This is a genomic window from Dietzia sp. 2505, from assembly GCF_040546785.1.
Taxonomy (GTDB): Bacteria; Actinomycetota; Actinomycetes; order Mycobacteriales; family Mycobacteriaceae; genus Dietzia.
In genome coordinates, this window is record NZ_JBEPON010000007.1 from 26,454 (window position 1) to 52,910 (window position 26,457).

The window sequence follows — 26,457 nt, forward strand, 5'->3', positions numbered from 1 at the left end:
CCGAATATGTTGGATTCTGCCCGATACGGTTGGAAAGTCAAGCGAAATTAGTTATTCTCGTCACAATTCACACTGCACCACCGGGCCGACGAGCCCGATCCGTTAAGGAGCCCCCCATGTCGCAGGTAACGCAGGCCGAGCCGACCATCCGAGGAACCGGCGTGGTGGCCGGCCTCGCCTACGGGGTCGCTCGGTGGGTGGGGCGGGCCGAGCAGGTCGCCGCGACGGAGTCCACACCCGACGGTGCACCCGCCGGCCCGCCGCCGGGGGAGGAGCAGCTCGAGCTCGACCGGGAGCGCTTCGTCACCGCGGCCACCACCGTGGCGGGGCGCCTGGACCAGCGGGCGGCGCTGGCCACCGGGGTGAGCGCCGAGGTGCTGTCCGCCAACGCGGTGCTCGCGCGCGACCGCGGCTGGGCCAAGGCCGTGGTCAAGGAGCTGAAGAAGGGCCTGGGCGTGGAGGCGGCCACGATGGCGGCCACGGAGACGTTCGTCGCCATGTTCACGAAGGTCGGTGGCCGTCAGGCCGAGCGCATCACGGACCTACGGGACATCTGCGCCCGCGTGGTGGCCGAGCTCCGTGGACTGCCCGAGCCCGGGATCCCCGAGTTCGACCGGCCGGGCGTGCTGCTGGCGGACGACCTCGCCCCCGCCGACACCGCGGGCCTCGACCCGACCATGGTCCTGGGGATCGTCATCGAACACGGAGGCCCCACCTCCCACACCGCGATCATCGCCCGCCAGCTGGGGATCCCCTGCGTGGTGGCGGCGGCGGGGCTCACCGCGGTGGCCGACGGGGCGCTGGTCCTGGTCGACGCCGGAGCCGGGACGGTGTCCGTCGATCCCGACGAGGGATCCGCGCGCGACGCCGCCGCCGCGGACCGGCGGTTGCGGGACGTGGCCGCCGGATGGACAGGCCCCGCCGTCCTGGCCGACGGTCACGAGGTGAGCCTGCTGGCCAACGTCCAGGACGCCACCGGTGCCGAGACCGCGGCGGCGGGGCCGGCCGGAGGTATCGGGTTGTTCCGCACCGAACTGGCGTTCCTCGATCGCCCCACCGAGCCGACCGTCGAGGAGCAGGCCGAGCTGTACGCCCGGGTCCTCGGCGCCTTCCCCGCCGCGAAGGTGGTCACCCGCACGCTGGACGCGGGATCGGACAAGCCGCTGGCGTTCGCAGGGATGACCGAGGAGGACAACCCGGCGCTCGGGGTGCGCGGCATCAGGGTGGACCTGATCGACCGGGGACTGCTCGACCGACAGCTGGACGCCCTGGCCGAGGCCGGCCGGCGGGTCGGCGGCCAGCACTCCTCCCCGTGGGTGATGGCGCCCATGATCTCCACGGTCGACGAGGCCCGGGACTTCGCCGCCCGCTGCCGGGACCGCGGACTGACCCCGGGGATCATGGTGGAGGTGCCCGCCGTGGCCGTGGCGGTGGACCGCTTCCTGCCCCACGTGGACTTCCTGTCGATCGGGACCAACGACCTCACCCAGTACGTGATGGCCGCCGACCGGATGTCGTCCGATCTGGCCGCGCTCACCGACCCGTGGCAGCCCGCGGTGCTCCGGCTGATCCGGTCGGTCGCGGAGGCGGCGTCCCGGGCGCCGGGCGGCCGGACGGTTCCGGTCGGTGTGTGCGGCGAGGCGGCCGCGGATCCGCAGCTCGCCTGCGTGCTGCTGGGCCTGGGGGTCAGCTCGCTCTCGGTGGCCACGGCGGCACTGCCGTTCGTCGGCGCGGCGCTGGGTGAGGTGACGCTCGAGCGGTGCCGCGAGTTGGCGGCGCTGGCCTTGGACTGCGACACCGCGCGCGAGGCCCGCGCCGCTGTCATGGCCGGGAGCGCCTGAGCTGCGGCTGCGCACCCGGCCCACCCTCAGCCTCCCCCGGTGATGCCTCAGGCGTCGACCGTCTCCGGCTTTCCCGACCGGGCGAGCGCGGCGAGCTGGCGGGTCGTCGCACCCGGCAGGTACGCCCGGCCGATCGCCACCCCGATCCGCGGCAGGTCGGCCTCGTCGCGGAAGCACAGGTACACGGGCTCGATCCGCGGGTTGAACTTGGCCTTGAACTGGTGGAGCGAGCGGAACCCGTAGTACGGCTCGAGCGCCTGGCCGAGCAGGTCCAGACCCCGGTCGAGTGTGGCCACCTCGTCGTCGTCGCCACTCCGCGCCAACGGGGCACCGGACAACGAGACGAAGTCGGCCCCCTCGTCCTTGAACTCGAGCGCGGACCGGGCGATGAGGAACTCGATCATGTTGTTCGCGCCGGGCCCGTTGCGCTTGCGCATCACGTCCAGGGTCCAGCCGCGCACGCCGCCCTCCGCGCCGCCGCGGTAGACGGGCAGCCAGGAGAGCGCGGCCTGCACCACCCCGTCGGAGTCCACGGCCAGGGCGATGCGGACGTCGTCGTCGAGCGACTCCTCGACCGTGCCCAGGGTGAAGCCCATCTCGGGTAGTTCCTTGTCCCCGACCCACTGCTCGGAGATCTGGCGGACCTGCCCCAGGATGGCGGACGGCTGCTCTCGCAGCAGGCCTGAGACGAAGCTCGTGCCGTTCTTCTCCGCCTTGTTCATGGCGCTACGGATCTTCTGCCACTTCTTGCCGCCGAACGCCAGGTCGGGCAGGTCCATGATGGTGTCCTCGGCGATCTGCAGCGCCCGCCAGCCGTGCGCGCGCATGGTGTCGGCGGTCTCGGCCGACACGGAGAACAGGCACGGCACCGCGGCCTGCGCCTCGGCGAAGTCCACGAACTCGGCCAGCAGCCGGGCGCGGTCGGCGGGAGCGGCCACCGGATCCGCGAGCGCGATGACGGTGCCGACGTGCAGGCGGTAGCCCACCACGCCGGCCGCCGGAGCGCCCGTGTCGTCGGCGGTGGGATCTGCCCCGGGATCCCCGCTGGGATCCGTGCCGGGCTCGCCGCCGGGCCCGAAGAAGTAGTTCATCGGCTGCCACGTGATCATCCACGACATGGTGCTGCCGCCGTGCCGCCGGATCAGCGCGCGGACGCGGTCGATCACGTCGTCCGAATGGACCGAGGAGCCGGTGACCCGCCGCCGGATCCTCACCCCGAACGCGCCCCGACCGGTCACCAGCAGGACGGCCTCACCCGCCCACAGCAGGCCCGTACCCGCGGTGACGGCACCGAGGCTCTCGAAGTCCGCGGTCACGACCAGCACGGTCACGACGAAGGTGGCCACCGCCGTGAGGAGCGCGTACACGAGGGCGACGAGCCACGCCACCCGGTAGCCGCGGCGGAGCAGCTCGGCGGTCACCGCGGCGACCAGCACCGACAGGAGCATGCCGGCCAGGTTCACGTCGTCGGCCTCGGTCGGGCCGAGGGGGCCCTCCGCGGGGACGAAGTAGACCACCACGTGCACGGCTGCCAGGAACCACATCCCGGCGGAGACGACCAGCCTGGTCTCGCGCCGCGTGCGGGGCCGCAGTCCCCGCTCGGTGAGGGAGAAGAACCGTTCGCCCACCACCAGGAACACCGCGAAGGCGATGAGATGGGTGAGGTCGGCCAGGCGCCCGAGGAAGAGGAACGACACGATCACATACCCGTAGAGCAGCGCCCGTGCGCGCAGCCGCCACGGCGACACCAGCGTGGCGGTGGTGGCGGCCAGCACGGCGATCACCGCGGTCGAGCACCCCACGTCCAGCACCACGGACAACTCGGTGGCCCACTCCCAGCCCACCGCGTCGCCGGGGACGAGCACGAGGAACGCCCCGAGCACGCCGATCAGCTGGCCACCGATCGCGACCAACGCGGTCCGCGCGGACCCCAGTCGCCACTCGCCCACCCCGATCCCGACCGCGACCAGCACGAGAAGCGACACGTGCTGGAGAGGGGTCATCCCGAACCACGGGCCGGCGAACACGGTCCACCAGCGGCCGCCCTCGAGCGCGGGGACTCCGTAGGCCACGCCCTCGAACCACGGGGCGTCAGGGGCGGAGCGCCACAGCGTCTCGAACACCACCCCGGTCACGAGCAGCGCCGCCAGCACGACCACGGTGACCGGGAGGCGACGGGCGGCGCGTGCGACCGCACCGGCCATGGTGGCGAGCGGGGACGGCTCGCCGGGGTCGCCGGTGCTGTCTTTGTTCTCGGATACCTGGTCGGTGCTCATGGTGCTCCCGTGGGCGGCGCGCGTGCTGAGACCGCCGGCGCCGCTGAAGCGCCGCCGACGGCGAACTGATCAAGTATGCGCGAGGCTCAGCCGGGCAGGAAGCAAACGCTCGGCTTCGTGGCCAGCCGGGGCCGCGTGGCCCTGGGCGGCCCGGGCGTCTTGTTACCCTCGCGGGCATGATCGGCACCGGGTCCCGCACGCGCGAGGCGCACGGGCCGGCTCGTCACCGGATGCTCGCGCTGATCGGCCTCGCCGCCTACGGGGCCGTCGCCGCGGTGGGCGACCCCATGACATGGCCCGTGCGTGTGGCCGTGGCCGCCCCGGTCGTCGCCGTGCTCGTCCTGGCGATGCGGCGCGGTTGGCACCGCGCCCACTCTCCCCGCACCCGGAGCGGCATCGCCGTGGGCGGACCCGTGCCGATCATCGTGTGGATGGTTCTGCTCGCCGTCGTCGCGACGATCCAACTGGGCCACTTCTTCGCCGAGCCACGCTCGATCTACCCCACACTCAGCTCCTTGTTCGAGGAGCCGCTGTCGTTCTACCCGGTTCGCGCGGTGGCGTTCTCCGTCTGGGCGTGGCTGGGATGGACTCTGGTGACACGGTGACGCTGTTGCCCGCCGACCGTTCGGCCAACCTCGTCATCTGGGCGGTGGTCTGGGCGGCCGTGCTCGTCTGGGCCGTGGTGACGATCAGGTCTCCCCTCCTGCCCACCTTCGTCGACCTCGTCCGGTTCGTGTGCCGGTTCTGGCTGCTCCGGTGGGCCCTACTTGCCTTCTGGATCTGGCTGGGGTGGCATCTGCTCGTGCGCACCACCGCCTGAGCGCTGCTGCAGGTGAGCGGGCGAAAACCGTAACGTGGGAGGAGTACTCGACCGAAAAGCGGTGGGGCCGGTTGAAAGGCCGGGCGTGAGGAGGCTGGTGCGAGCATGGTCCCGAGTAGCCCCTGCCCCGGTGGTGTCGTACCCCGTCAGCCCCGGTCGCGTTCTCGGGATGGCCATGAGTCCGCTGTGCCCTTGGGGGCGACCGGCCCGTCCTCGCGAACCCTCACGGTCACCGGAATTCCCCCGCGCGTCCGTCTGACGGCCACGCTCTCCGGTCCCGCGCGACTGGTGGTGGCGCACGGGCCGCGGATGTCCGGCAAGACGACCCTGCTGCGTCAGTGGCTGTCCGGCAACTCCCCCGGTGTCGAAACCTCGGCCGGAGTGATCGATCCCGATCCCGAGCTGGTGGGGAACGGTTACTGGCGGGAGGTCGCGGAGTCGGTGTGGCGCCTGCGCACGCAGGGTGAGGGCACCGGTGCTGCGACAGGGTCGCCGCAGGATGCCTACGGGCCCCAGGATGCCTACGAGCAGCTCGCGGACATGCTCCGGCGGTGGGAAGGTCCGCTCACCCTGATGCTCGACGATCTCCACCTGGCGGTCGACCCGGAGGATCGTCTCCGCGAGTTGATCCGGCGGGCACCGACCGGCGGGTTCCGCATCGTCGCCACCACCCGGGTCGCGATGGACTGGAGCCGCACCGCCGGGGTTCCGGGGGGAACGATCTCCGTCGGCCCGGAGGATCTGATGCTCACCGATGGTGAACTCGCCGAGGTGGTGGAACGGGCGGGGGTGTCCACCCTCAACCAGGTACCGCTCTCCTCAATCGCGGCCGAGACCGGCCGTATCGCCGGCCTGGTGGAGGTCGGTGTCGAGGCATTGCGGTCGTCCTCCACCTCGCGTGGTGACCCGGCCGACCGCATCCGTGGCGAGATCGACCACGTCGTCCTGCGCATCCTGGACGGGAGCCCCGAGCTGGTGGGACTCCGCCCAGACCTCTACAGATCTGCGGTCGTGTCACCTCTGACCTCCTCCGCGGCCGCCGTCGCGGTGGGTGGATCCGGTGGGCGCGAGACCACGGCGCACGATCTCCTGGCCGCGGCGGAGCGGCACGGGCTCCTCGTCCGCGAGCCCGGGGAGGCGGAGCCCACCTGGAGGTATCCGGGCCCGGTGCGGGGTTCGATCCTCCGTATCGCGCGAGCCGAGGAGCCGGAGCTCCTCCTCGGCGCGCGGCTCGCGGTGATCGACCACTGGCTCCGGCACGGGCGGCCCCACGCCGCGTTCGTCCTCGCCATCGACGCCGAGCGCTGGGACCTCGTGTTGGAAATCCTCCGGGCACACTGGACCACCCTCTACACGTCGAACTTCCTCCAGATGGACGGGGACCTCCGGCGCATTCCGGCCGACGTCCTGGAGAGCGAGCCGCTGTTCGGCACCTTGCGCAGGATGCACAACCAGTTCTCCGCGCCCAAGGACACCCCGGCCCCTGCGCCCGCCATCGACGCGTCACCCGAGGTGTCCGACGACGCCGAGCGGCTGATGCGGATGATCTCACTCCGTATCGAGGGCCGGTTCGCCGATGCCGTGTCGGAGCACGATGCGCTGAACCGCGTCCCGGTCCCGGATCTGGACTCGTCGACGCAGACGGAGCGGGACGGACCCGCGTTCGTCTTCCTCCACCTGGGCCTGAGTCTGCTCCTGGTGGGCCGGTTCGACGACGCCCACCAGCTGTTCCGCCGGGCACACCGAATCGGTGCCGGCAGCTTCATCGAGCGTGACGCCGCCGGGAAGCTGACGTTGGTGAACGCCCTCCTCGGCCACGTCCGCGAGGCGGAGTCCTGGTGGGACGAGGAGCGGCGCCACCCGCAGCTGCCGCCGGACTCGGAGTTCGTCGTGCGACCGGCCGGGATGATCGGTGCGGCGCTGGCGCGGCTCGACCGTCTGGACATCGAGCCGGCCATCGGCCTGGTGACCGACCTGGGGGCCCCGGCCGACCAGGAGGAACTGTGGGGTCTCGCCCTCTACGTGTACGGCCAGATTGCTCTGGCCACCGGCACCCCGGCTGACGGGCTGCGTTACGTGGAGCACCACATGAGGAGGTTCCCGGGGCTCTGCGACAACGGCGCCGTGGTGGGGCCACTGCTCGACGCGGTCCGGGCCGACCTGCACCTGGCGATGGGGCACCCGGGAGAGGCCGCCGAGCTCCTGGCGGGGTCGACGCACCCTCTCACCGCTCCGGCTCGCGGCCGGACCCGACTCCATGAAGGTGACCACATGGGGGCGTTGGAGGTCGTCCGAGCTCACCATGGGGACCTCCGGTGCACGGCGAGGGATTCCGTGGAGCTGTCCCTGATCGGAGCCGCCGCCTCGGTCGCCGCCTCCGCGCGGGAGGAGGCGGTGGAGTACCTGGACGGTGCGATCACCACGTCCAGGCTCACGGGAGTGATCCGTCCCTTCACGACGCTCCCGCGCGGGACCCTGGCCACCTTGGCGACCCTCGGGCCCGAGATACCGTCGGCCGTGCGCGTGGCCGGTTCTCCGGCCCCGGCGCGCGAGTCACCCGAACTCACCGAGCGCGAACGGGCCATCCTGACGAGTCTCGAGACCGGTGACTCCATCACCGCCATCGCCCGGCAGCACTTCGTCAGCGTCAACACCGTCAAGACGCAGCTGCGGGCGGTCTACCGCAAGCTGGGCGTCCGGTCCCGCGGCGCGGCGGTGGACGAGGCACGGCGGCTCGGCCTGCTCTGAAGGTTCCGGGCGTCCCGGGGGCCCATCGGCCTCTCCCGCGCCCCGGCGCGCCCGCAGGTGGGGTGACCTGGATCACACGGGGTGATATAATCCCCGCTCAGATGCCTCGACGACCGAAGAGCAGGATGATCGTCCAGCTGGCTCATGTGGCCGACGTCGGGACGATCGAAACCTGTGGCGTAGCCCTCTCACCTGTGGTTTCACCCGTGCTTTCACCCGGGTGAAAAGGTCGTCGTGACGAGGGATCGTCAACATTATGGACTACCGTCCATGTTGATCGTGTTCGCAATTGTGATCACCGTCGTCGTCGACCGGGCCTGTTCAGAGCTCCGAGTCCCCACCCGCCCAGGCGGAGATCTCCCCTTGAAGAGATCTCCGTCCTGCCCTGCGTGTGAGGAGGCCGATGGGTCGGCGGGATCCGTCTTCGGAAGGACCACCCATGAGGCGCCTGAGGCACCCGCGTCGCATCGGAGTAGGGGTGGCCCCCTGGGCCACCCTGGCGGTGCTGTGCGCTGTGATCGCCCTCGTCCTGTCCACCCTGGCTCTCGCCCCGCTGGCGGCGGCCGAGGAACCGGAGGCACGCGCGACGCCGGCCACCACGACCGCCAGGTCGGAGGCGGCGTCGGCGGCGCCCCGCACGGCGGCGCCGGGCACCGACGCCGTGACGGCCCGGGCCACCACGCCGACGCCCGTGACCGCGATCCCGGGTGCCGGCCCCGTAGACCTCTCCCCGTCCGCGCCGGGTACCTCGGACGTCCCCGTCGTGCCGCGTCGTGCGTCCGACCAGGTGGTCTCTCCCTACGCCATCAACGCCGGGATCACGGTGGCGATCACCGAGATCCGTGTCGAGGGCGGCGGCCCGGGCCAGCAGCTCAAGGTGGGCGACAGCGTCTCGGTGTCGGGCACCTGGGACGCCACCACCGGCGACAGGGCCCCGCTACCCGGCGACGAGTTCAGTGTGGCGTTCCCCGCCGAGCTCGAGATCCCCGACGGCCAGACCCTTCAGCTCCTCGGGGACGACACGGTCTGGGGCAACTGCGTGGTCAGCCAGAACACCATGAACTGCACGCTCACCGACGCCGTGGTCGACCGGCCCGAGGACGTCAAGGGCACATTCACCCTCTTCTCGCGGGCCGTGGCCTATACCACCGCCGCCGAGCTCCCCTTCCGGGTCAACGGTCAGGTCATCGTGGACGGCCGGCTTCCCGGTGGCGGTGGCATCTCCGACGGCCAGGACCTCGGTCCGGCCACGAAGTCGGGGGCGCTCCAGCCGGACAAGGCCGCCGTGCGCTGGACCATCGACATCCCGGGCAGTCAACTGCGCGCCCTGGACACCGGCGGCACGGGTCAGGTGACCCTTCCCGACACCCTGTCGTCGAACATGCAGCTGTGCGAGGCGGGCCGCCTCAACCCGACACTGCAGTCCGGGCGCCCCGGTGCCCTCACCACCGTCGCCAACGGTGTGACCGTCTCCCAACCGGGTGGCGCCGGTAACCCCGTCACCATCGACGTGACCAACGGCAGTGCGTTTCGCGCCGATCAGGTGTACCGGATCCAGTACACGACCTGCACCACCAGCGGCCAGGTGGACATCCCCGAGGCCGGGGGCGCCCCGGTCGTCTACGACAATTCGGTGACCGTCGGTGGCACCGTCGTCGGCGCGATCGGGGTCGGCCAGGACTGGCGTCCCGCCGTCTCCCCGTCCAAGTCCGGCTCCCTCCCGGGTGGCAACAGTCGCTACGGAACCCTCAACTGGACCATCATGGTCCCGGGTTCCTTCATCGCGGCGAACCCCGACCATGAGGTGACAATCCTGGAGAGCCTCCAGGGTGACCACGCCGTCTGCGCCCAGGGACTGGCGCCGACCATCACCCGGGGCGACTACCTGCCGGGCGCGAACGGGCAGGCGCCCGCCCGCACCAACGTGACCGGCCAGTTCACCGTGACGCACGATGCCGAGGCCGGGGCCACCGGGTTCGAGCTGTCCTTCGTGCCCAGGGACATCGAGGCCTTCGATCCCGAGAAGTACTACTACGTCAACTACAGCACCTGCATCACGACCGGCCAGGTCCCGGACAACACCACCGCCTTCGGCAACACCGCGACGGTCAACACCTCACCCGTGGGCGCCACCGTGCGGGGACCGTCCTTCAGCTCGAGCAAGAACGGCACTCTCAACACCACTCCGCGCGAGCTCGCGGGGCAGATCCAGCCCGCCGGCACGACGATCGACTGGGCTGTCGAGATCCCCGGTAGGCACCTCGAGGACGTGGATGAGCCGGCCGTGATCACGGACACCTTCTCGGAGTCCCTGACCGTCTGCCAGGTGGGTGACGATCTCAAGCAGAACCTCGGCCTCCGCGTCATCGCCCGCGACTTCCTCGGGGCGGCCGGTGTCAACCCCGAGCGGGACCTCACCGCCGACACCACAGTGGTCCGCGACGGAAACCAGCTCACGCTCACCCTGCCCCGAGACGTCGAGGCCGGTGACTACAGCCGGGAGATCCGGTATCGCGTCGACTACACCCTGTGCACCTCCAGCGGTGGCCTCGACGCCCGGGGCACGACGTACGCCAACACCATCGACTACTACGGCCGTGAGCTGACCCAGAGCGTCCGGCAGACCTGGGGCGGGGGAGGGACCGGTCAGGGCGTCAACCGCGGGTCCTTCTCGCTGAGCAAGTCCCTGGACCGCCGGTCCGAGGACGTCCCCGAGGACACCACCTACTCCGTCCGGGTCGAGGAGTTCGCGCCCGGCGTCGACCCCGCGACCGGGACTCCCGAGGCGTCGTACACCGTGCAGGTCCGGGCAGGTGACGACCCGGTCTCCGGGCGCAACAGCCGCGGGTCGGGGTGGACCATCCGCCTCACCGAGATCCCGCCCGCTGCCACCGGCGGCGTCTACTTCGGTCCCGGGAGGTTCTCTCCCGCCACCGGTGTCACGCTCAACGACGACCGGACCCAGGCGTTGATCACCCTGCAACCCCGGACCAATGTGGCGGTGGAGCTGGTCAACCGCGCCTACTACGGATCCGCCACCGTCACCAAGCGCGTCGTGGGCGACGCCGTCGGTGAACTCACCGGATCCGAGTCCTACGTCGTGCACGCCGCGGTGGACCTCGATGGCGACGGGCCCGCCGGTGCGGAGATCCGGCCCTTCACTCTGACCGACGGGGGATTCTACGAACTGACGCGACTCCCGATAGGCGCGCACGTGACCTTCACCGAGGTGCCACCCGCAGATACTGACCGGATCACCTGGTCGGCGCCCGTCTTCGAACCCCGGAGACTGGTGATCGGCGCCGACGCCGCGGCGAACGCCGTGACGCTGACCAATACCGCGTCCATCACCCAGGGCACCCTGTCAGTGAGGAAGGAACTCGCCGGTCCCCAGGCGTCCAACGCCGCCGTCCCGGCCGGATTCGAGGTGGTGGCCAGGTGGACCGATGCCCAGGGGTCGCCACAGGAGAAAACCCTGACCGTGCCCGCCGACGGCACCCCCGTCGAGCTGGGCGAGGACCTGCCCGGTGGCACCGAGGTCACGCTGACCGAGACGGTCCCCGCGAACGGGAACGGTCTGGCCTGGAGCGTGCCCGCGTTCCGGGGCGACGTCACGGTCGACTCCCCGGGTTCGGCTGTGGTGACGGTGGGCCGACAGCTCCGCGAGGCCACGGTGCGCAACGTCGTCGACACCAACGACGGCACCCTGCGCCTGACCAAGCAGGTCAGCGGGGAGGCGGCCGAGGCGGTCGGTGACTCCGAGTTCCGCGTGGAGGCCCGCTGGCGCGAGGGCACGGTCTTCCGGACCGCGCAGCTCACGGTCCGCGACGGAGAGGTCACCCCGCTGGGGGTCGACCTCCCGGTGGGCACCGAGGTGACCTTCCGCGAGCTCGAGCGCCCGGAGATCGACGGCGTCGACTGGAGATCGATCACCTGGGGTACCGATCCGGCCGGCGAACAGTGGCTGGCGGGTAATCCCGATGGCACCGCCACCGGAATCGTCTCCGACGACCCGGACGAGGGCCGTCTGATCACCCTGACCAACGAGGCGCTGTGGCAGCCGGGTTCGGTCGAGTTCGCGAAGTACCTCTTCGACGGTTCCGACCCGGTCGTCGCCACCGAGGCGGGCCTGCCGCCGGAGGCGGAGTTCCGGGTCCGCATCGAGGGGATCGACCCGCCGCTTCCGCAGGGGACGGACTTCCCCGCCGTGGGAGAGGTCATCACCCTCGACGCCGCGAACGACTGGGCGTGGCGGTCCGGGGAGGTCCTGCCGCGGGGGACGGTGATCACCTTCTCGGAGATCGATCCCGACGCTCTGCCCGGGATCGACTGGGCCCGGCCGTTCTACTACGTCGCGGCGGACGCCGGGGAACCGGGAGACCGGGACACCGTGGAGATCGCCGCCGGTGGCGACGCCGTCGTCGAGATCCGCAACCGTCCGGTCCCGACCGCCGAGGTCGACGTGATCAAGACCGTCACCGGACCGAAGGGCGCCCGGGTCTCCCGCGACCCATCCACGAGCTTCCAGGTGACGGCCACCTGGACCGACGCCGATGAGGTGGAACGATCCTGCGTCCTGCAGGTGGTGCCCGGCGCGGTGGCCGTTCCCACGGCAGCCTGTGAGGCCACCGTGATCGGCGGGAAGGTCTACTTCCCGCGGGACACCGAGGTCGAGTTCGTCGAGACCGGTGCCACCACCGATGTCCCCAACGTCTCCTGGAACGAGATCCGCTGGGACGTGGAGTCCGGGAATGCCGATGTCACGGGCCTGGAGAACGAGCCGGCCGGGGCGACGGTGGTCTTCACCGGAGACGCCGGGGATCCCGTGGCGCTGGGACTGGAGAACCGCACGAGTTCCCGCGGGCTGATCATCCTCCCGCTTCCGATCCCGCTGCCTCCGTTCGACGGCGGATCGGTGACCGGCCCGAAACCGGGGTCCGATGACCCGGGGACGCCCGGCGGGCCGGCCGATCCCGGAACCCCGGGTGAACCGGCCGATCCCGGGACCCCCGGTGATCCGACCAGTCCACCGGATCCGTCGATCCCGAACGACCCCACGGGTCCGGGGACGGCGTCGAAGGTCGGGCACGCGGGTGAACCCGGCGTCCCGGCACCCCGGGCGGCGACCTCAGGAGGTGCGCTGGCGAACACCGGAGCGGACGTCCGATGGCTGGCCGGTGCGGCTGCGGTGATGATCCTCGGCGGTGCCCTGGCCCTGATCCGAAGCCGCCGGAGCGGAACCCTTCACACCTCGGACGAGTGAGCGGGTCCACGCCCCTCGCACGCCCCCGGAGATCCCCGACCATCCACCACGAGGAGAGAACATGCTCAGCATTCCCCTACCCATCGTCATCGGCGAGGTCCACACCACTGGTTCGGCGGCTGTGGATCTGCTCGGACGGGTTGCCGTCCTGCTCTTCGATCTCTCGGCCTCATGAGCGGAAGCGAGTGGGACGACTACGTCGAGTGGTCGGGCCTGGACGAGGGACGACTGGCCGAGGTCATGCGCGACCGCACCGTCGACCGCAGTTCGGATGTCGCGCCGGATCCGGTCGCGCGGCCGCGATGGTTCCCCCGCAGGTGCCGGTTGTCAGCGGCGGCGGGAGCCCGCCATCGCGGGGCCTGAGAACAGCGCGATTCCCAGGACGAATCCGAAGTTGTACCAGTTGCCGTTGTTGCCCACCTCGTAGATGGTCACGGTGTCGGTGAACAGGGAGATGATGAAGGTCACCGGAAGGATGAGCCCGTGCCACAGTCCCCACCAGAAGCCGAGCCCCTGCGGGGAGACGTCGACGTTGGGCCCTGCGGCGCACGCGCCGAGGGTCAGGACGACGACGAGGATGACACCGGCGGCGAGCCCCGCCCGTCGCAGGGAGGTCATCTCCGCCGCCCCCTCAGGAAGTACAGGGCGGGGCCGATGAAGTTGACCGCGATGATGGCAGCCCACCTGCCCTTGCTGCCGCGTACCTCCTCGGCGGGCCGGAAGGCCAGATCGGTCCACGCCGTGACCGCCAGCGACACCTGCACGGACATCAGGGTCAGGATCGCGGTCTTCTGACCATCGGACAGTTCGTTCCACGACTTCTTCCGCACGGGTCCTCCTGGAGTGGGACTGGAAGTGTGCTTTTCCTTAACTTTAGTGGCTCGCACGGCCTCGCGAGGGGCGAAGAGACGGAGCGACGACGCACTCAGGGACGGGCATCGGCCCCGCTTCGATCACTCCGGCGATCGCCGGAGTGATCGGGAACCGTCGACCTGTCAGGCGCGGTGTTCTGACTGGGGGGTACGGGAGGGGTTCCGGGGGAGGTACCGGTCCCGCCCCCGTGATCCCGGATACCACCCGGTGAAGAGCAGGACGAGGAGGGCGAGGTCGATGACCTCGCCGCCGTAGAACATGAGCTGGGCCCCGACCCTGGCATCCGCCGGATCGACACCGACCGGGGGATGGCCGTACAGCCACCTGCCGAGGACCGAGTGGGCGGCGATGAAGAGCACGAGCACCACCGCGCGGGCCCGGAAGCTCGCACGGTGCGGGTTCGGGTCCGGTCCGATCATCGCCACAGTGAACGCCAGGCCGGCCAGGAACACGTGCGCGTGGACGAGGACGTGGACGGTCTGCGAGGAGTGCATGAGCGCGAAGAGATCGGTGGTGTAGAGCACCCACAGGCCCCCGGCGTTGAGGACGGCCGCGACGACGGGATGGGTGAGTACCCGCACAGGCGGGGACCTGAGCACTCCGGAGACCACCCGCGCGTGCCGGGGCGAGAGGGTCCGCAGGGCGAGCGTTACCGGGGCCGCGAGAACCAGCAGGAGCGGCCCGAGCATCCCCAGGAGCAGGTGGACGCCCATGTGGGCGGTGAACCCCGAGTGCGCTGCCGAGGCCAGGGGGCCGATCCACGCCACACCGAGGCAGATCAGGCCCGCGGTCCACAGCGCGGTGCGATACCGGGGCCAGGGACCTCTGGCCCGGTGCCGACGGACGCCGACCAGGTAGGTGGTGAGCACCACCGCGAGCAGAAGCACACCGAGAGTCTCCGATATCCACAGTCCGGCGGGCTCGGGATGCGCGTGGTCGTGGGGCACTCGACTCACTCCCGGGTCTGCGGGGATGCGGGTTTCCGCTCCCGTGGGCTCGGGGTCCGCCACAGGATCAGCCGCCCGATCAGCAGCAGGAGAACAGCCGAGCCGATCCACACCACGTCGTAGACCATCAGGTCCACGCCGTAGCGGATCTGGTGGATCCGGAGGACCTTGTGGAACACGATCCCGTCGAACAGCTGGAACACGCCGACGCCCGTGAGCACCGCGCCGGACCACCGCCACCACGGCACGACCATCCGCTGCCTGACGTCCCCCAACATGAACAGGCCCCACACGGTGATGAGCCAGGTCGCGCCGTGGAACAGCCCGTCCGCCAGGAGCGCGACGTTCGGGGTGGAGAGGTCGTAGAAGTGGTGCCACTGCAGGAGTAGATGAAAGACGAACAGATCGATCACCGACCCGGCGATCCCGCAACCGAAGAGGAAGCCGGACAGCACGAGTCGCCGGTCCGCGTGACGATCGGTGGTGCTGGCGTCAATCGAGGGTGGCGGCACGGTTCAGCCTCCTCGCGTCGGGTCGGGTGCCGCAGATCCTAGGGCCACCGACGAGTGGCGACCACCGCTCGCGCTGGTGGCGCCGACGGCTCGAGAACCTACTCGCGCGCGGGTTGCTCCGCGCCGGATCTCCCCTTCTCCTTCTCCCACTCCGCGCGGTCCCTCATCTCCCTGGGGCGGAAGTAGAACAACCCGGAGAGCACGGCCACGAGGAAGACCGCGAGCATCACGAAGAACAGCGGCCACACTCCGGTGAGGAAGATGATCGGCACGGCCATGGCGGTGATGAGTCCACCGCCGAAGAACGGCTCGAAGACCAGCTGCTTGTAACCGAACGCCTCGAACGCGGGGCTCTCGGCCTGGGGGTCGACCACGCGCATCAGGATGAGGCCAGTCGCGGTGACGCCCATGGACTGTCCGAAGTCACCGATGCCGCGCTCGAACCAGTAGCGACCGATGATCCGCGGGGCCAACAGGAGGAAGACGGCGACGTTGAACACGATCCCCGCCACCGCGAGGATGGCGAAGACGCCGATGTTCTCGCCGATGGCCTGCAGGGACAGCGTGGCGATGGCGGCGACGATGAGGAAGTCGAGCGCCCAGCCCTGGATCCGCAGCATAATCTGGGCGTCGATCACGTGGGCGAATCCGGCTTTGGTGGCGACGTACTGCACGATCACGCCGCCGAGGAGGGCGATGGGGAACAGGGGGACGTAGGCGAAGATCTCCAACGGGGTGTTCTCGTCGAGCATGACCGACGCGTAGGTGGCCTGCTCGATCCAGCGCAGGCCCTCCAGGATCCCGAGGCCGACGAGGATCGCCACCGTGACGATCGCGATGTGGAGCGACAGCGGCTCGACGGAGGAGGGACGGGACGTCATCTTGCCGGCGGAGTAGTACTCGTCCTTGCTGAAGAGACCCCTCTGCTCCTCGATGGACATCTTGGCGCTTCCGGTGATGATCTCCGTCTTACCGGTGCGCACCGCCCAGTTGATCAGCGCGATGCCGATCACGATCCCGCCCACGATGCCCACGGTGGCCAGTCCGACGGCCAGGTCGGCGCCCTCGCCGAAGCCCAGCTCGTCGAAGACCGGGCGCATACCGGCGGCGGTGCCGTGACCTCCCTCGAACCCGATCTCGATGAGCGCTCCGGTCATCGGCGCGGCCGCCAGGGTCGGCACGAGGATCAGTGCGGCGAGCAGGAGGCCCACGACGTACTGCCCGGAGGCGAGGGACACACCGAGCGAGAGCTGGGGGCCGACGAGCTTCACGGCCCGTTTCGCGGTCGGCAGCTTCTGCCCGAGGAACATGGTGGCGAAGATGACGCTGATCAGCAGCCCCGGCAACGAGGACCACACCTCGACCATGGGCTCGGTGAACAGGCCGTTCTCTCCCCACGGCCCCCCGAACCGGCCCAGGACCTCGGGACCCAGCAGCAGGAGCAGCGCCCCGGCGACGATCGAGCTGGGCAGGAACAGTGACTGGACTATCCCCACCTTGACGCGGATGATCTTTCCGATCAGCAGCGCCAACCCGAGTATGAGTAGCGCGAAGCCCACCGCATTGGCCGTCATGGGGCAACCTCGGTTCCGGTCGGTGACGCATGGCGTGGAGGCCGGCCCCGTCTCTCTACATCTGCCGATCGACGTGACGACTCCCCGGTTGTGAGGAATGTACGCCGTGTTATCGCTGAAATGAACCTGAACCGCTGATCGGTAACCATGCCGTCACTTCGCTCGCCGCGGGCGCCGCGGATCGGTCATCATCGAGCGGTGACGGAGAAACGGTGGGCGGAACTGACGGAATGGCCGATGATCGGGGCGGCGTTGGCCTTCCTCGTCGCCTACGCGGTCTCGGTCCTGCTCGATCCGGCCGGCTCGGGGGGCGTGGCCGTCGAGGTCGTGATGGTGGGGACCTGGGTGCTCTTCGCGGTGGACTTCGGGGTGCGCCTGGCGCTGGCGAAACAGCGGGGCCGGTGGTTGTTCACACATTGGTACGAGGTCGTGGTGATCGCGCTGCCGATGCTCAGGCCCCTGCGCCTGCTCCGGCTGGTGATGCTGCTCAGCGTCATGCACCGCTCGGCGGGGACGGCCGTGCGCGGCCAGGTGATCGCGTACGCCGCGGGCTCGACATCGGTCCTGCTGGTCGTGTCCTCCCTCGCGATCCTGGACGCCGAGCGCGGGGCTCCGGGCTCATCGATCGAGACCTACGGTCAGGCGTTGTGGTGGGCTGTCGTGACCGTCACCACGGTCGGATACGGGGATATCGCGCCGGTGACCCCGACGGGCCGGGTGATCGCGACGGGATTGATGCTCGCCGGGATCGCCCTCCTGGGCGTCGTCACGGCCACGCTCGCCTCGTGGATCGTGGACCGGGTCAGCGAGCAGGACGAGCTCAACCAGTCCGCCACGCAGGCACAGGTCAGCCGCCTGTCGGCGGACATCGCGGCACTGCGCGAGGATCTCGGGCGTCTCGGTGCCGTCGCGGAGGGCCGGAGCGGGCGGCCGGACCACCCCGCCACGGAGACGTACCGTTGACGGTATGACTTCCCAGGAGCGGTCCGGCGTACGGCTCACCGATGCCTTCGCCCGCGAATTCCCCGATCTCGGGGTGCGATGGACGGCGGCCGAGGCACCCACGCCGCGCCTGCTCGCCCTCAACGAGCCGCTGGCCGTCGAGGTGGGCGTCGCCCCGGCCTACCTGCGGGGGGACGAGGGCCTGGCCCTGCTGACCGGCACCCACGTCCCCGACGGCTCCACCCCGGTCGCGCAGGCGTACGCGGGCCACCAGTTCGGTGGCTATTCCCCGCGACTGGGCGACGGGCGGGCCCTGCTGATGGGTGAGCTGCCGGACGGGCGCGACCTCCACCTCAAGGGCTCCGGCCGTACGCCGTTCGCCCGTGGTGGCGACGGACTGGCGGCGGTCGGGCCGATGCTCCGCGAGTACCTCATCAGCGAGGCGATGCACGCGCTGGGGGTGCCCACCACCCGGGCGCTGGCGGTGGTCGGAACCGGAGTGGCCGTCCACCGCGAGCAACCGTTGCCGGGGGCCGTGCTCGCCCGTGTCGCGGCCAGCCACCTGCGAGTGGGCACCTTCCAGTTCGCCCGCTCCACCGGAGACGTCGAGTTGGTGCGCAGGCTCGCCGATCACGCCATCGCGCGCCACTACCCGCAGGCGGCCGACGCGGAGAACCCGTATCTCGCGCTGTTCACGGCCGTCCTCGACGCCCAGGCCTCCCTGGTGGCGCAGTGGATGCTGCTGGGGTTCATCCACGGGGTGATGAACACGGACAACACCACGATCTCCGGCGAGACCATCGACTACGGACCGTGTGCGTTCATGGAGCAGTTCGACCCCGCCACGGTGTTCAGCTCGATCGACACCCAGGGCCGCTACGCCTACGGCAACCAGCCGCCCATCGTGCAGTGGAACCTGGCGAGGTTCGCCGAGACCCTGATCCCGTTGGTCGACGACGACGAGAACGCGGCCGTCGAGACGCTGACAGCCTCGTTGGGGACGTTTCCCGCCCGCTACCAGGAGGCCTGGACCGCGGGGATGCGCACCAAGCTGGGACTTCCCGCTGCGCTGGGCCGACCGGCCGGGTCGGGCGATCCGGAGGGGCCGGGCGAGCCCGGCTCGGGCGAGGCGGCCGGGCCGGAGGCGGTCGAGCCGCTGCTGGAGGAGCTCTCGCGGCTGCTCACCGCGACCCGCGTCGACTTCACGTCGTTCTTCCGCGCGCTCATCCCCGCGGCGGCGGGCGACACCTCGCCGGTACGCGAGCTGGTGGGGGAACTGGCCGACGGGTGGCTGGCGAAGTGGCGCGCACTGGATCCCTCGGTTGAGGTGATGGCGGGAGCCAATCCCGTGTACATCCCGCGCAACCACCTGGTGGAGGAGGCCCTGGACGCGGCCACGGCGGGCGATCTCGGGCCGTTCGACGACCTCCTCGTCGTCGTCACCGATCCCTACACCGAACGTCCCGGACTGGAGCGGTACGCCAGCCCGGCCCCGCCGGACTCCTCCCCCCACGTCACGTTCTGCGGAACCTAGGGCAGGCGTCCGGGGACCGCCCCGCCGCCGGCATGGGAGTGCGCGGGAGGTCGTGGTCGGTCGGGCCGCGGAGTGTCCCCGCCCGGGACGACGCCGGGGCTGGCCGGGGAGTCGGCGACCGGCCGGCCGCCGTCGCCGGGGCTCGCCGTGAGCAGGACCGCCACGATCCCCAGCCCCATCGCGATGACCTGCGGGGCCCCGATCCGGTCCCCGAGCATCGCCCACGCCCAGATCGCCGATACCGGAGGGGTGAGGTAGAGCAGCATGCTCGTGCGCGTGGCTCCGAGGGTGCGCAGGGCGAGGATGTACGCCCCGTAACCCCCGAGCCCGGCCGGGACCACCAGCCACGCGAGCGAACCCACCAGCCGGGCCGTCGGGTCGACCGCGATGCCGGTGGTGAGCGCCGCGACGGTGACGAAGACGATCGCCGCCGCGCACACCTGGACCGTCAGGGCGGTCACGAGGTGGACCCGTGGCGCCCAGCGGCGCTCGAGCAGCGCCGAGCAGGTCAGGCCCAGGAGGCTGATCATCGGTAGGGTCATCGCCGGGCCGAGGTCACTGACCCCTCCCACGCAGAGGGCGACCGCGCCGAGTCCGAGCGCGACCCCGCTCCACTGCCGCGGTGCCAGCCGGTCGCCCCAGAACACGGCTCCGGCGGCCGCGACGAGCAGCGGCTGGGCGGAGCACACCAGTGCGGCCGTCCCCGCGTCCACACCGGCCGCGGCCGCGGCGAACAGGCCACCGAGGAACATCACGTGTGCGGTGAGGCCGAGGACGCACTGCTGCCCGAGATCTCGGCGGCTGATCCGGCTCCCGATAACCGTGACCGCCGAGAGCAGCAGTCCGGCGGTGATGACGTACCGCCACGCCAGCAGGCCCGCGGGAGCCGTGTCCGCGGTGCCCCACGCCACACCCACGAACCCGCAACTCCACAGCAGTACGAATGCCCCGGCCACCAGTGTTCTGTCCACGGCCCGAGCAAAGCATACCGATCGGTATACTGTCAGTGCACCCATCGGGCACCGCCGGGGAGTGGACCGTTGTGAGGAGGACCGGGTGGCCCCTGAACCGTGGCCGATCATCCCGACGACCGAGGTGGGGGAACGCATCCTCGAGGCTGCCGACGACCTCTTCTACTCGAGGGGCATCACGGCCGTCGGTGTCGAGCTCATCGCCGAGCGGGCGCGGACCACCAAGCGCACGCTCTATCAGCGCTTCGGGTCCAAGGATGGTCTCGTCGACGCGTATCTGCGTCGGCGTGGCAGCCGGTGGCAGCAGTATCTCGTCGACCATCTCGACGCGACGGAGTGGAGCCTCGCCGAATTCTTCCGTCGGGCCGAGGAGTGGGTGAGGTCGAACCATCGCGGATGCGCCTTCGTCAACGCGTGGGCCGAGGTCGGGGGAGCGGGGCGGTCTGCCGCCGCCGAGACGATCAGGGAGGAGAAGCGGTGGATGCGCGAGCTCCTCGTGGTGCTCGTGGGGGGCGACAGGGTGGTGGCGGCGGCCGTCCATCAGCTCTACGAGGGTGCGCAGGTCGCGGCGACGGTGCTCGGGGAGGCCTCCGCGTTCCGGGTGGCCGATGATGCGGCGCGTGTACTCGTGGCGAGCGACGGGCGCTGAGGTGGACGGGGCAGGGTGGGCGGGACAGGGGCGGACGGGGCGGCGAATCTCCTTGGCGGACACGAGTTATCAATGAAAACTTATTGACACGACTACATGGTTGTCCTACGTTCAGCGGACAGGCACGTCCCGCCTCAGGCCACCCGCCTGAGGTCGCGGACCGCCAGAGGGGTGGCCATCATGAGGATTCTCATCGCCGACGGCGAGGGGACGTACCGCCGGTCCTCCGGGGTGATGGACGCCTTCGTCGACGATCTCTCCTTCCGCCTCGGCGCCCGCGCCGCGGTCCGGGTGCAGTGGCCGGAGCCCGAGCGGACCCGCCTCCACCGTCCGCGGAGCTGGGACGCCGCCTCGGCCGCCGGCGTGGCGGACCTGGCCCGGCTCGTGGGTCTCCACCCGTCCGACGGGATCGTCCTCCTGGGGTGTTGCTGCGGGTGCCGCGTGATCCACGACTGGTTGGACGCGTACCCCGAACAACTGGACCGGGTGCTGGCCGTCGGCCTGCTCTCGGACCCGTTGCGCCCCCGCGACCGGTGGCTGCCGGGCACCGGCGACCCGGGCGGCCAGGGCGTGGCGGGCAGACGCGTGGGCCCGGTTCCGGACCGGACCTTCTGGGTCTCCGTTCCCGGCGACCCGCTGAGCGGCATCGAGAGGGACAGCCTCCTCCGGGCGGCGGTCCGTGACTCCCCGCTGACCCCGGATCAGGTGTACCGCGGGCTCCTCGAAGGCCTCCCGGAATCCCGCACCCAGCTGGCCATGCGTCTGCACGTGCTCCAGCACCCGGCCGAGTGGCCGATGGTGTTCGGCCGCCGCCTGGACGAGGCCCGCGCGGCGCTGGTCAGGTACGAGGACCGCGCGTACGCCGCGCAGTACTCCGAACCCGGGCCCGACGGCAGGTCCCCGCTGGAGATCCTCGGCGACCGGCTGGTCGACCAGGTGGGTTCCCGGCCAGCCCTGCCTCAGGACCTGCCGGGGCGGTTGGCGTCCTGACCGGGGAGCGTCGCCCGGCGGACCCGGAGCCAGTTCAGGACGGCCACCACCATCACCACGGCTGAGGCCACGGCGGCGGTCCAGACCAGGGCCCCGGACTCGAACCGGCCCTCGGTGCGACCCACAGCGACCCACGCCAGCCCCCAGGCGGTCGCCAGGGCTGGCGCCACCCGGCCGCGACTGAGCAGGGCCGTGGCCAGCCCGATCCCCGCCGCGGCGACGATGCCGACGAGCCCGAGCGGGATCTCGGTCACCGGGTCGACGCCCTCGGCCGCGAGCCACGCGAAGGTGTTGGCGAGCGTGGCCACCGACACCCAGCCCAGGTAGAGGCCGAACGTACCGTCGGTGACGACCAGCTCCACCACGCCGCCGGTCCGCGGTGCGCCGAGGAGGTACATGATGCGGACCAGCACGCCGAGCAGGACCACGATCACCACCACCGAGAACGCGATCTGGTCGAGCTGCACGGTCCAGATCCAGGCGGCGTTGAGCAGGACCGAGGCCAGCGCCCACGGCCGCAGCGCCCGCTGCCGGGCAGACCGGCGCGCGGTGGCGTTCAGCTGCCAGAGTGCGTAGGCGATCAGGCCCAGGTAGATGACGCTCCAGATGCCGAACGCGGAACCCGCGGGAGCCACCGGCGTGACGTCCGCGGACAGCGCCCCGCCGGCGGCCTCGGCCACCGGGGTGCCACCGAGGGCGCCGCTGCCGACGAATGCGGCCACGATGGCGGCCGCCACCCCGAGGAGCGTGATCACGGGCATGGCCCACCCCGTGACCCGGGTCGTGTCGGCCTCGGTCGGGGACGCCTCGGTCGGGGACGCCTCGGTCTGGTTCGGTGTCGACTGGTCCATGTTGACGACCGTAGCCGCAGTTCACCGGGGTGGCGACCCGGCCCGGGTCACGGCGACCGGATGCACGGGACGGCGCCGACGTGCAAGGTGGGAGACATGACCACATCTACGAGCGTCACCGTCGAGCGCGTGATCGACCACTCGGCGGCCGAGATCTTCGACATCCTCACCAACCCGGAGAACCACGCCAGGCTGGACGGCTCGGGCTTCGTCCGCGGGGACTACAAGTCCGACCGGATCCAGCAGGTCGGCGACGTGTTCTCCATGGACATGGAGGGCGACCACATGGGTGGCGAGTACCGCACCGAGAACCACGTCACCGGGTACGGCAAGGACAAGATCCTGGCGTGGCAGACCGCGCCCGCCGGCACCGAGCCCCCCGGCTGGGAGTGGGTCTGGGAGCTCGAGAGCCGTGGGCCCGAGTCGACGCTGGTGCGCCTGACCTACGACTGGGGCAAGGTCACCGACAAGGAGATCCTCAAGAAGGTGTCCTTCCCGCTGGTGTCCGAGCAGCAGCTCGAGGACTCGCTGTCCAACCTCGCCGCCGCGGTGGCCGGCTGAGCCGGACCCCGTCAGCTGGTCACCCCGTAGTGGTCAGCGCCCGCAGCATCTCGCCCCAATGGGCCAGCGGCAGCAGGTGGCCCTCACCCGGGTATAGGGTCAGCTCGGCCGCGCCCAGGTGCTCGGCCAGCCAGCGCCCGTTGACCGGTGGGGCCATCTCGTCGTCGTCGCCGTACCAGAGGTGCACGGGCGCGCGGACGTCCTCGACCCGGAAGCCCCACGGTCCGACGAAGGCCACGTTGTCCCACGCGATGGCCCCCGTCCCCTGCCGGAGCGCCTCGCGGAAGTTCACGAACAGGGCCCGCCGGGCGGCCGGATCGGCGATCACCGCCGCGTCGCTGTCCGCCCACATCCAGTCGACCCACGGCGCCGTCTCGTCGTCCCTGACCGACAGCATCGCGTCGAGTACCCCGGAGTTGCCGGACCGGAACAGCTCGGCCGCGCGGGCGGGGTCGTGCGGCAGGTGGGAGAGTGCCTCGAGATCCCCTGCGGTCAGCGCCTCGCGCGCACCTGGCATCCGATCGAACGGGGCCAACCCGCCGGAGATCCCCACCCGCAGGACGCGATCGGGCGAGGCGGCGGCAGTGGCCAGCGCGAACGCCCCTCCGCCCGACCAGGCCGAGACGGCGAACCGCGCCGCGCCCAGGTCGTCGGCGACCGCCAGGACGTCCCGCGCGACCCCGCCCGGGCTGATCGGTCCGGCGTCGGACAGGCCGTAGCCGGGGCGATCGACGCCGATCACCCGGATGCCCGCCCGTTCGGCGAGCTCGGAGCCGAAGTCCATCTCGAGACGCGAGCCCGGGGTCCCGTGGAAATGGATCACCGGCCGCCCGGCGGGGTCCCCGCACTCGTGGACGGCGATGCGCCGCCCGTCGACGCGGACCATGTGATCGGTCATGATGCCGAGCCTAGGGCTCGGGCGCGTGACGAGGGACGACGACGAGGTGAGCCATCTCACCGCAGAGGCCGGAGGTCGCGACGCCGCGCCGATCCGTCCCCGTGAGCAGCGACGACGCCCGTGGGGGTCTCGCATCCCGCCGCCCGACCCCGGCCCGGATCGCGTAGTTGCGCCGCGCGGGGGTTGCACCGCCCCCGTACCCCGCTCGTAGGGTCGTCGGCCGTCCCCGTCGATGGTCGACGGCCGATGTTGGACACCCGATGCACGAACCGAGACCTCAGGAGGTCACGTCAGATGCAGAAGAAGCTCGTCCGAACCCTGACCGGCGCGATGCTCGCAGGCGGTCTCGCCGCCGGCGGAGCCTCGCTGGCGGCTCCCGCCGCCTCCGCGGCGCCCGCGAGCGCCTGGGACCAGGTGGCCCAGTGTGAGTCCGGCGGTGACTGGCACATCAACACCGGCAACGGATACTTCGGCGGCCTGCAGTTCGCCGCCCAGACGTGGAACGGATTCGGCGGCGGCGAGTACGCCCCGACCGCCGACCAGGCCACCCGTGAGCAGCAGATCGACATCGGCGAGCGCGTGCTCGCCGGGCAGGGGCCGGGCGCCTGGCCCAACTGTGGTGGCCCGCTGGGCTGAGCGACGGCCGCCGCCGGCGCCATCACGCCGACGGCGCCATCAATAAGAGCGTTCCGCACACCCGTCTCTCGGGCGATGTGTGCGGGACGCTCTTGGCGATGCGCGAGCATCCATCCCGGACGGCGGGAGAGCGTCCGTCCTCGGGCCCCCCGACCGCAGGGTCCGGCGGCGATTAGGCTCTCCAGACCGTGACCGCCGCCGAGACCGTCTACTCCGCCCTCGTGACCCGCGAGCACTCCCGCGGGAACGACCTCCCGGAGCAGGTGGAGCGCGACGTCCCCCGCAACGGCCTGCGGTTGGTGGCGGCCAACACCCTCCAGTCCTCGGGCGACCAGACGGTCAACGCGTCCACTGTACTGCCGTGGCTGTTCCACGCCCTGGGGGTGCCCGCGGCGTTGGTCGGTCTACTGGTCCCCATCAGGGAATCGGGGTCGATGCTGCCCCAGGTTCTGCTCACGCCGCTCGTCCTGCGGGTCGCCCACCGCAAGTGGGTCTTCGTCACGGGGGCGGGGGTGCAGGCCGCGGCGGTGGCGGTGATGGCAGGCATCGCCGCACTCGGCCACGGCACGGCTGCGGGCGTGGGGATCCTGGGTGCGCTGGTGGTGTTCTCCCTCGGGCGGTGCCTGTGCTCGATCGCCTCCAAGGACGTCCAGGGTCGCACCATCCCCTCCGGCGAGCGGGGTCAGATCATCGGGCTCGCCACCTCGGCGGCCGGGATCGTGGCCGTGACGCTGGGGCTGGCGATCCGTGCGTTCGGCGGCGACGACCTGGGGCCCGGCGACCTCGCCCTGCTGCTGGCCGGCGGCGCGGTGCTGTGGGTGCTCTCGGCACTGGTCTACGCGCGCGTCACCGAACCGGCGGGGGAGGCCGCCGCCGGGGCCGCCGCTCAGCCGGACGGCGACGGCGGCGGATCCTGGTTCGCCGAGGCGGCCCGGATGTTCCGCGAGGACCGGACGTTCCGCAGGTTTGTCACCGTGCGTGGCCTGATCCTCGTGTCGTCGCTGAGTCCGCCGTTCATCGTGTCCATGTCCGTCGCGGCGGGCACCGGTGCGCTGGCCGGGCTCGGCGGGTTCATCCTCGCCTCCGGGATCGCCTCGCTCATCGGGGGGCGGATCTTCGGCCGGCTCGCCGACCGGTCCAGCCGTCGGCTCATGGCGTGGGCGGCCGCCGCGGCGTCGATCGTGGCGCTGGGTTTCGTCGTGGCCGTCTCGCTCCCCGGCGTCGACGGCTCGTCCGCGGTGGGGACCGTGTTCTTCGTGAGCGGCTACTTCCTGCTCACCCTGTTGCACTCCGGGGTCCGCGTGGGGCGCAAGACCTACGTCGTGGACGTGGCCGAGGGCGACCTGCGGACGACCTACGTCGCGGTCTCCAACTCGGCCATGGGGATCATCCTGCTCGTGGTGGGCGGCATCAGTTCGGTCATCGCGCTGGCGGGGGTCGAGTGGGCGCTGGTCTTCCTCGCGATACTGGGGTTGATCGGTGCGGCGTCGGCGCTGAGAATGCCCGAGGCGTCCGCGGCCCGGTGATGCCGGGTGCGTATGCGCCCCGGGGTGTGGAAGCCTCGAGACGGA

22 protein-coding genes are annotated in these 26,457 nt (G+C 71.1%); 13 read left to right on the forward strand and 9 right to left on the reverse strand.

Features of this window, described 5'->3' with window-relative positions; translation table 11 throughout:
• Positions 1-116: 116 nt before the first annotated feature.
• Positions 117-1,841, forward strand: coding sequence for a putative PEP-binding protein (locus tag ABIE38_RS13490; protein ID WP_354057090.1), 1,725 nt, complete (start codon positions 117-119; stop codon positions 1,839-1,841).
• A 47-nt stretch (positions 1,842-1,888) separates the two neighbouring features.
• On the opposite strand, the gene ABIE38_RS13495 is transcribed toward ABIE38_RS13490, so the two are convergent.
• Entirely contained in the window at positions 1,889-4,117 is a 2,229-nt protein-coding gene (locus tag ABIE38_RS13495; RefSeq protein WP_354057092.1) for a bifunctional lysylphosphatidylglycerol flippase/synthetase MprF, read from the reverse strand.
• A gap of 176 nt (positions 4,118-4,293) precedes the next feature.
• Here ABIE38_RS13495 and ABIE38_RS13500 point away from each other — a divergent pair, with 176 nt between their 5' ends.
• From ABIE38_RS13500 to ABIE38_RS13520, 5 genes are all read left to right on the forward strand, one after another.
• A complete protein-coding gene (locus ABIE38_RS13500; RefSeq protein ID WP_354057094.1) occupies positions 4,294-4,722 on the forward strand; it encodes a hypothetical protein in 429 nt (142 codons plus the stop codon).
• Positions 4,719-4,937, forward strand: a complete 219-nt coding sequence (locus ABIE38_RS13505; RefSeq protein WP_354057096.1) for a hypothetical protein — start codon at positions 4,719-4,721, stop codon at positions 4,935-4,937. Before ABIE38_RS13500 ends, ABIE38_RS13505 begins: the two co-directional genes overlap by 4 nt.
• Before the next feature lie 186 nt (positions 4,938-5,123).
• A complete protein-coding gene (locus ABIE38_RS13510) occupies positions 5,124-7,685 on the forward strand; it encodes a LuxR C-terminal-related transcriptional regulator (protein ID WP_354057098.1) in 2,562 nt (853 codons plus the stop codon).
• Positions 7,686-8,124: 439 nt separating this feature from the next.
• The gene (locus ABIE38_RS13515; RefSeq protein WP_354057100.1) at positions 8,125-12,948 is read left to right on the forward strand and encodes a DUF5979 domain-containing protein; all 4,824 of its coding nucleotides are present in this window, start codon (positions 8,125-8,127) and stop codon (positions 12,946-12,948) included.
• A gap of 171 nt (positions 12,949-13,119) precedes the next feature.
• Complete coding sequence (locus tag ABIE38_RS13520; RefSeq protein ID WP_354057102.1) at positions 13,120-13,311, forward strand: hypothetical protein; 192 nt, start codon at positions 13,120-13,122, stop codon at positions 13,309-13,311.
• Here the strand turns inward: ABIE38_RS13520 and ABIE38_RS13525 are convergent.
• The 5 genes from ABIE38_RS13525 to ABIE38_RS13545 form a co-directional block, all read right to left on the reverse strand.
• A complete protein-coding gene (locus tag ABIE38_RS13525; RefSeq protein WP_354057104.1) occupies positions 13,276-13,566 on the reverse strand; it encodes a hypothetical protein in 291 nt (96 codons plus the stop codon). The genes ABIE38_RS13520 and ABIE38_RS13525 overlap by 36 nt on opposite strands.
• The gene (locus ABIE38_RS13530) at positions 13,563-13,778 is read right to left on the reverse strand and encodes a PLDc N-terminal domain-containing protein (protein ID WP_354057106.1); all 216 of its coding nucleotides are present in this window, start codon (positions 13,776-13,778) and stop codon (positions 13,563-13,565) included. The genes ABIE38_RS13525 and ABIE38_RS13530 overlap by 4 nt, the downstream gene beginning before the upstream one ends.
• Before the next feature lie 165 nt (positions 13,779-13,943).
• Positions 13,944-14,768 carry a cytochrome c oxidase assembly protein gene (locus ABIE38_RS13535; RefSeq protein WP_354057107.1) on the reverse strand — a complete coding sequence of 275 codons (825 nt, stop codon included), beginning with the start codon at positions 14,766-14,768 and terminating at the stop codon, positions 13,944-13,946.
• Positions 14,769-14,773: 5 nt separating this feature from the next.
• The gene (locus tag ABIE38_RS13540; RefSeq protein ID WP_354057110.1) at positions 14,774-15,280 is read right to left on the reverse strand and encodes a DUF2243 domain-containing protein; all 507 of its coding nucleotides are present in this window, start codon (positions 15,278-15,280) and stop codon (positions 14,774-14,776) included.
• Between the two features lie 98 nt (positions 15,281-15,378).
• On the reverse strand, positions 15,379-16,854 hold the full coding sequence (locus tag ABIE38_RS13545) for a sodium/glutamate symporter (protein ID WP_354057112.1): 1,476 nt from the start codon (positions 16,852-16,854) through the stop codon (positions 15,379-15,381).
• Between the two features lie 198 nt (positions 16,855-17,052).
• On the opposite strand from ABIE38_RS13545, the gene ABIE38_RS13550 reads away from it, so the two are divergent.
• Together ABIE38_RS13550 and ABIE38_RS13555 are read left to right on the forward strand one after the other, a co-directional pair.
• Positions 17,053-17,817 carry a potassium channel family protein gene (locus ABIE38_RS13550; RefSeq protein ID WP_354057114.1) on the forward strand — a complete coding sequence of 255 codons (765 nt, stop codon included), beginning with the start codon at positions 17,053-17,055 and terminating at the stop codon, positions 17,815-17,817.
• A 4-nt stretch (positions 17,818-17,821) separates the two neighbouring features.
• Positions 17,822-19,330 (forward strand): protein adenylyltransferase SelO, encoded by a 1,509-nt coding sequence (locus ABIE38_RS13555; RefSeq protein ID WP_354057116.1) that lies wholly within the window; start codon positions 17,822-17,824, stop codon positions 19,328-19,330.
• On the opposite strand, the gene ABIE38_RS13560 is transcribed toward ABIE38_RS13555, so the two are convergent.
• Positions 19,327-20,301 carry a DMT family transporter gene (locus ABIE38_RS13560; RefSeq protein WP_354057118.1) on the reverse strand — a complete coding sequence of 325 codons (975 nt, stop codon included), beginning with the start codon at positions 20,299-20,301 and terminating at the stop codon, positions 19,327-19,329. The genes ABIE38_RS13555 and ABIE38_RS13560 overlap by 4 nt on opposite strands.
• 85 nt (positions 20,302-20,386) lie before the next feature.
• On the opposite strand from ABIE38_RS13560, the gene ABIE38_RS13565 reads away from it, so the two are divergent.
• Together ABIE38_RS13565 and ABIE38_RS13570 are read left to right on the forward strand one after the other, a co-directional pair.
• Positions 20,387-20,950: a TetR/AcrR family transcriptional regulator gene (locus ABIE38_RS13565; RefSeq protein WP_354057120.1), complete on the forward strand. Its 564-nt coding sequence runs from the start codon at positions 20,387-20,389 to the stop codon at positions 20,948-20,950.
• Between the two features lie 180 nt (positions 20,951-21,130).
• Positions 21,131-21,940 carry a hypothetical protein gene (locus tag ABIE38_RS13570; RefSeq protein WP_354057122.1) on the forward strand — a complete coding sequence of 270 codons (810 nt, stop codon included), beginning with the start codon at positions 21,131-21,133 and terminating at the stop codon, positions 21,938-21,940.
• On the opposite strand, the gene ABIE38_RS13575 is transcribed toward ABIE38_RS13570, so the two are convergent.
• Positions 21,910-22,791, reverse strand: a complete 882-nt coding sequence (locus ABIE38_RS13575) for a TspO-related membrane protein (protein WP_354057124.1) — start codon at positions 22,789-22,791, stop codon at positions 21,910-21,912. The genes ABIE38_RS13570 and ABIE38_RS13575 overlap by 31 nt on opposite strands.
• Positions 22,792-22,887: 96 nt before the next feature.
• On the opposite strand from ABIE38_RS13575, the gene ABIE38_RS13580 reads away from it, so the two are divergent.
• A complete protein-coding gene (locus ABIE38_RS13580; RefSeq protein ID WP_354057126.1) occupies positions 22,888-23,352 on the forward strand; it encodes an SRPBCC domain-containing protein in 465 nt (154 codons plus the stop codon).
• Positions 23,353-23,371: 19 nt separating this feature from the next.
• Here ABIE38_RS13580 and ABIE38_RS13585 read toward each other — a convergent pair whose 3' ends face one another.
• Complete coding sequence (locus ABIE38_RS13585; RefSeq protein ID WP_354057128.1) at positions 23,372-24,250, reverse strand: alpha/beta fold hydrolase; 879 nt, start codon at positions 24,248-24,250, stop codon at positions 23,372-23,374.
• A gap of 330 nt (positions 24,251-24,580) precedes the next feature.
• Between ABIE38_RS13585 and ABIE38_RS13590 the strand changes: the two genes are divergently transcribed.
• Both ABIE38_RS13590 and ABIE38_RS13595 read left to right on the forward strand, forming a co-directional pair.
• On the forward strand, positions 24,581-24,886 hold the full coding sequence (locus ABIE38_RS13590; RefSeq protein WP_354057446.1) for a transglycosylase family protein: 306 nt from the start codon (positions 24,581-24,583) through the stop codon (positions 24,884-24,886).
• Positions 24,887-25,074: 188 nt separating this feature from the next.
• The gene (locus tag ABIE38_RS13595) at positions 25,075-26,412 is read left to right on the forward strand and encodes an MFS transporter (RefSeq protein WP_354057130.1); all 1,338 of its coding nucleotides are present in this window, start codon (positions 25,075-25,077) and stop codon (positions 26,410-26,412) included.
• The last annotated feature ends 45 nt before the right edge of the window (positions 26,413-26,457 follow it).

Excerpts from the sequence above, each read along its gene's own strand:
- ABIE38_RS13555 (WP_354057116.1), top strand. The coding sequence starts at position 17,822 with ATGACTTCCCAGGAGCGGTCCGGCGTACGGCTCACCGATGCCTTCGCC.
- ABIE38_RS13545 (WP_354057112.1), bottom strand. The coding sequence starts at position 16,854 with ATGACGGCCAATGCGGTGGGCTTCGCGCTACTCATACTCGGGTTGGCG.
- ABIE38_RS13570 (WP_354057122.1), top strand. The coding sequence starts at position 21,131 with ATGAGGATTCTCATCGCCGACGGCGAGGGGACGTACCGCCGGTCCTCC.
- ABIE38_RS13585 (WP_354057128.1), bottom strand. The coding sequence starts at position 24,250 with ATGACCGATCACATGGTCCGCGTCGACGGGCGGCGCATCGCCGTCCAC.
- ABIE38_RS13525 (WP_354057104.1), bottom strand. The coding sequence starts at position 13,566 with ATGACCTCCCTGCGACGGGCGGGGCTCGCCGCCGGTGTCATCCTCGTC.
- ABIE38_RS13580 (WP_354057126.1), top strand. The coding sequence starts at position 22,888 with ATGACCACATCTACGAGCGTCACCGTCGAGCGCGTGATCGACCACTCG.
- ABIE38_RS13490 (WP_354057090.1), top strand. The coding sequence starts at position 117 with ATGTCGCAGGTAACGCAGGCCGAGCCGACCATCCGAGGAACCGGCGTG.
- ABIE38_RS13500 (WP_354057094.1), top strand. The coding sequence starts at position 4,294 with ATGATCGGCACCGGGTCCCGCACGCGCGAGGCGCACGGGCCGGCTCGT.
- ABIE38_RS13590 (WP_354057446.1), top strand. The coding sequence starts at position 24,581 with ATGCTCGCAGGCGGTCTCGCCGCCGGCGGAGCCTCGCTGGCGGCTCCC.
- ABIE38_RS13520 (WP_354057102.1), top strand. The coding sequence starts at position 13,120 with ATGAGCGGAAGCGAGTGGGACGACTACGTCGAGTGGTCGGGCCTGGAC.
- ABIE38_RS13515 (WP_354057100.1), top strand. The coding sequence starts at position 8,125 with ATGAGGCGCCTGAGGCACCCGCGTCGCATCGGAGTAGGGGTGGCCCCC.
- ABIE38_RS13575 (WP_354057124.1), bottom strand. The coding sequence starts at position 22,791 with ATGGACCAGTCGACACCGAACCAGACCGAGGCGTCCCCGACCGAGGCG.
- ABIE38_RS13495 (WP_354057092.1), bottom strand. The coding sequence starts at position 4,117 with ATGAGCACCGACCAGGTATCCGAGAACAAAGACAGCACCGGCGACCCC.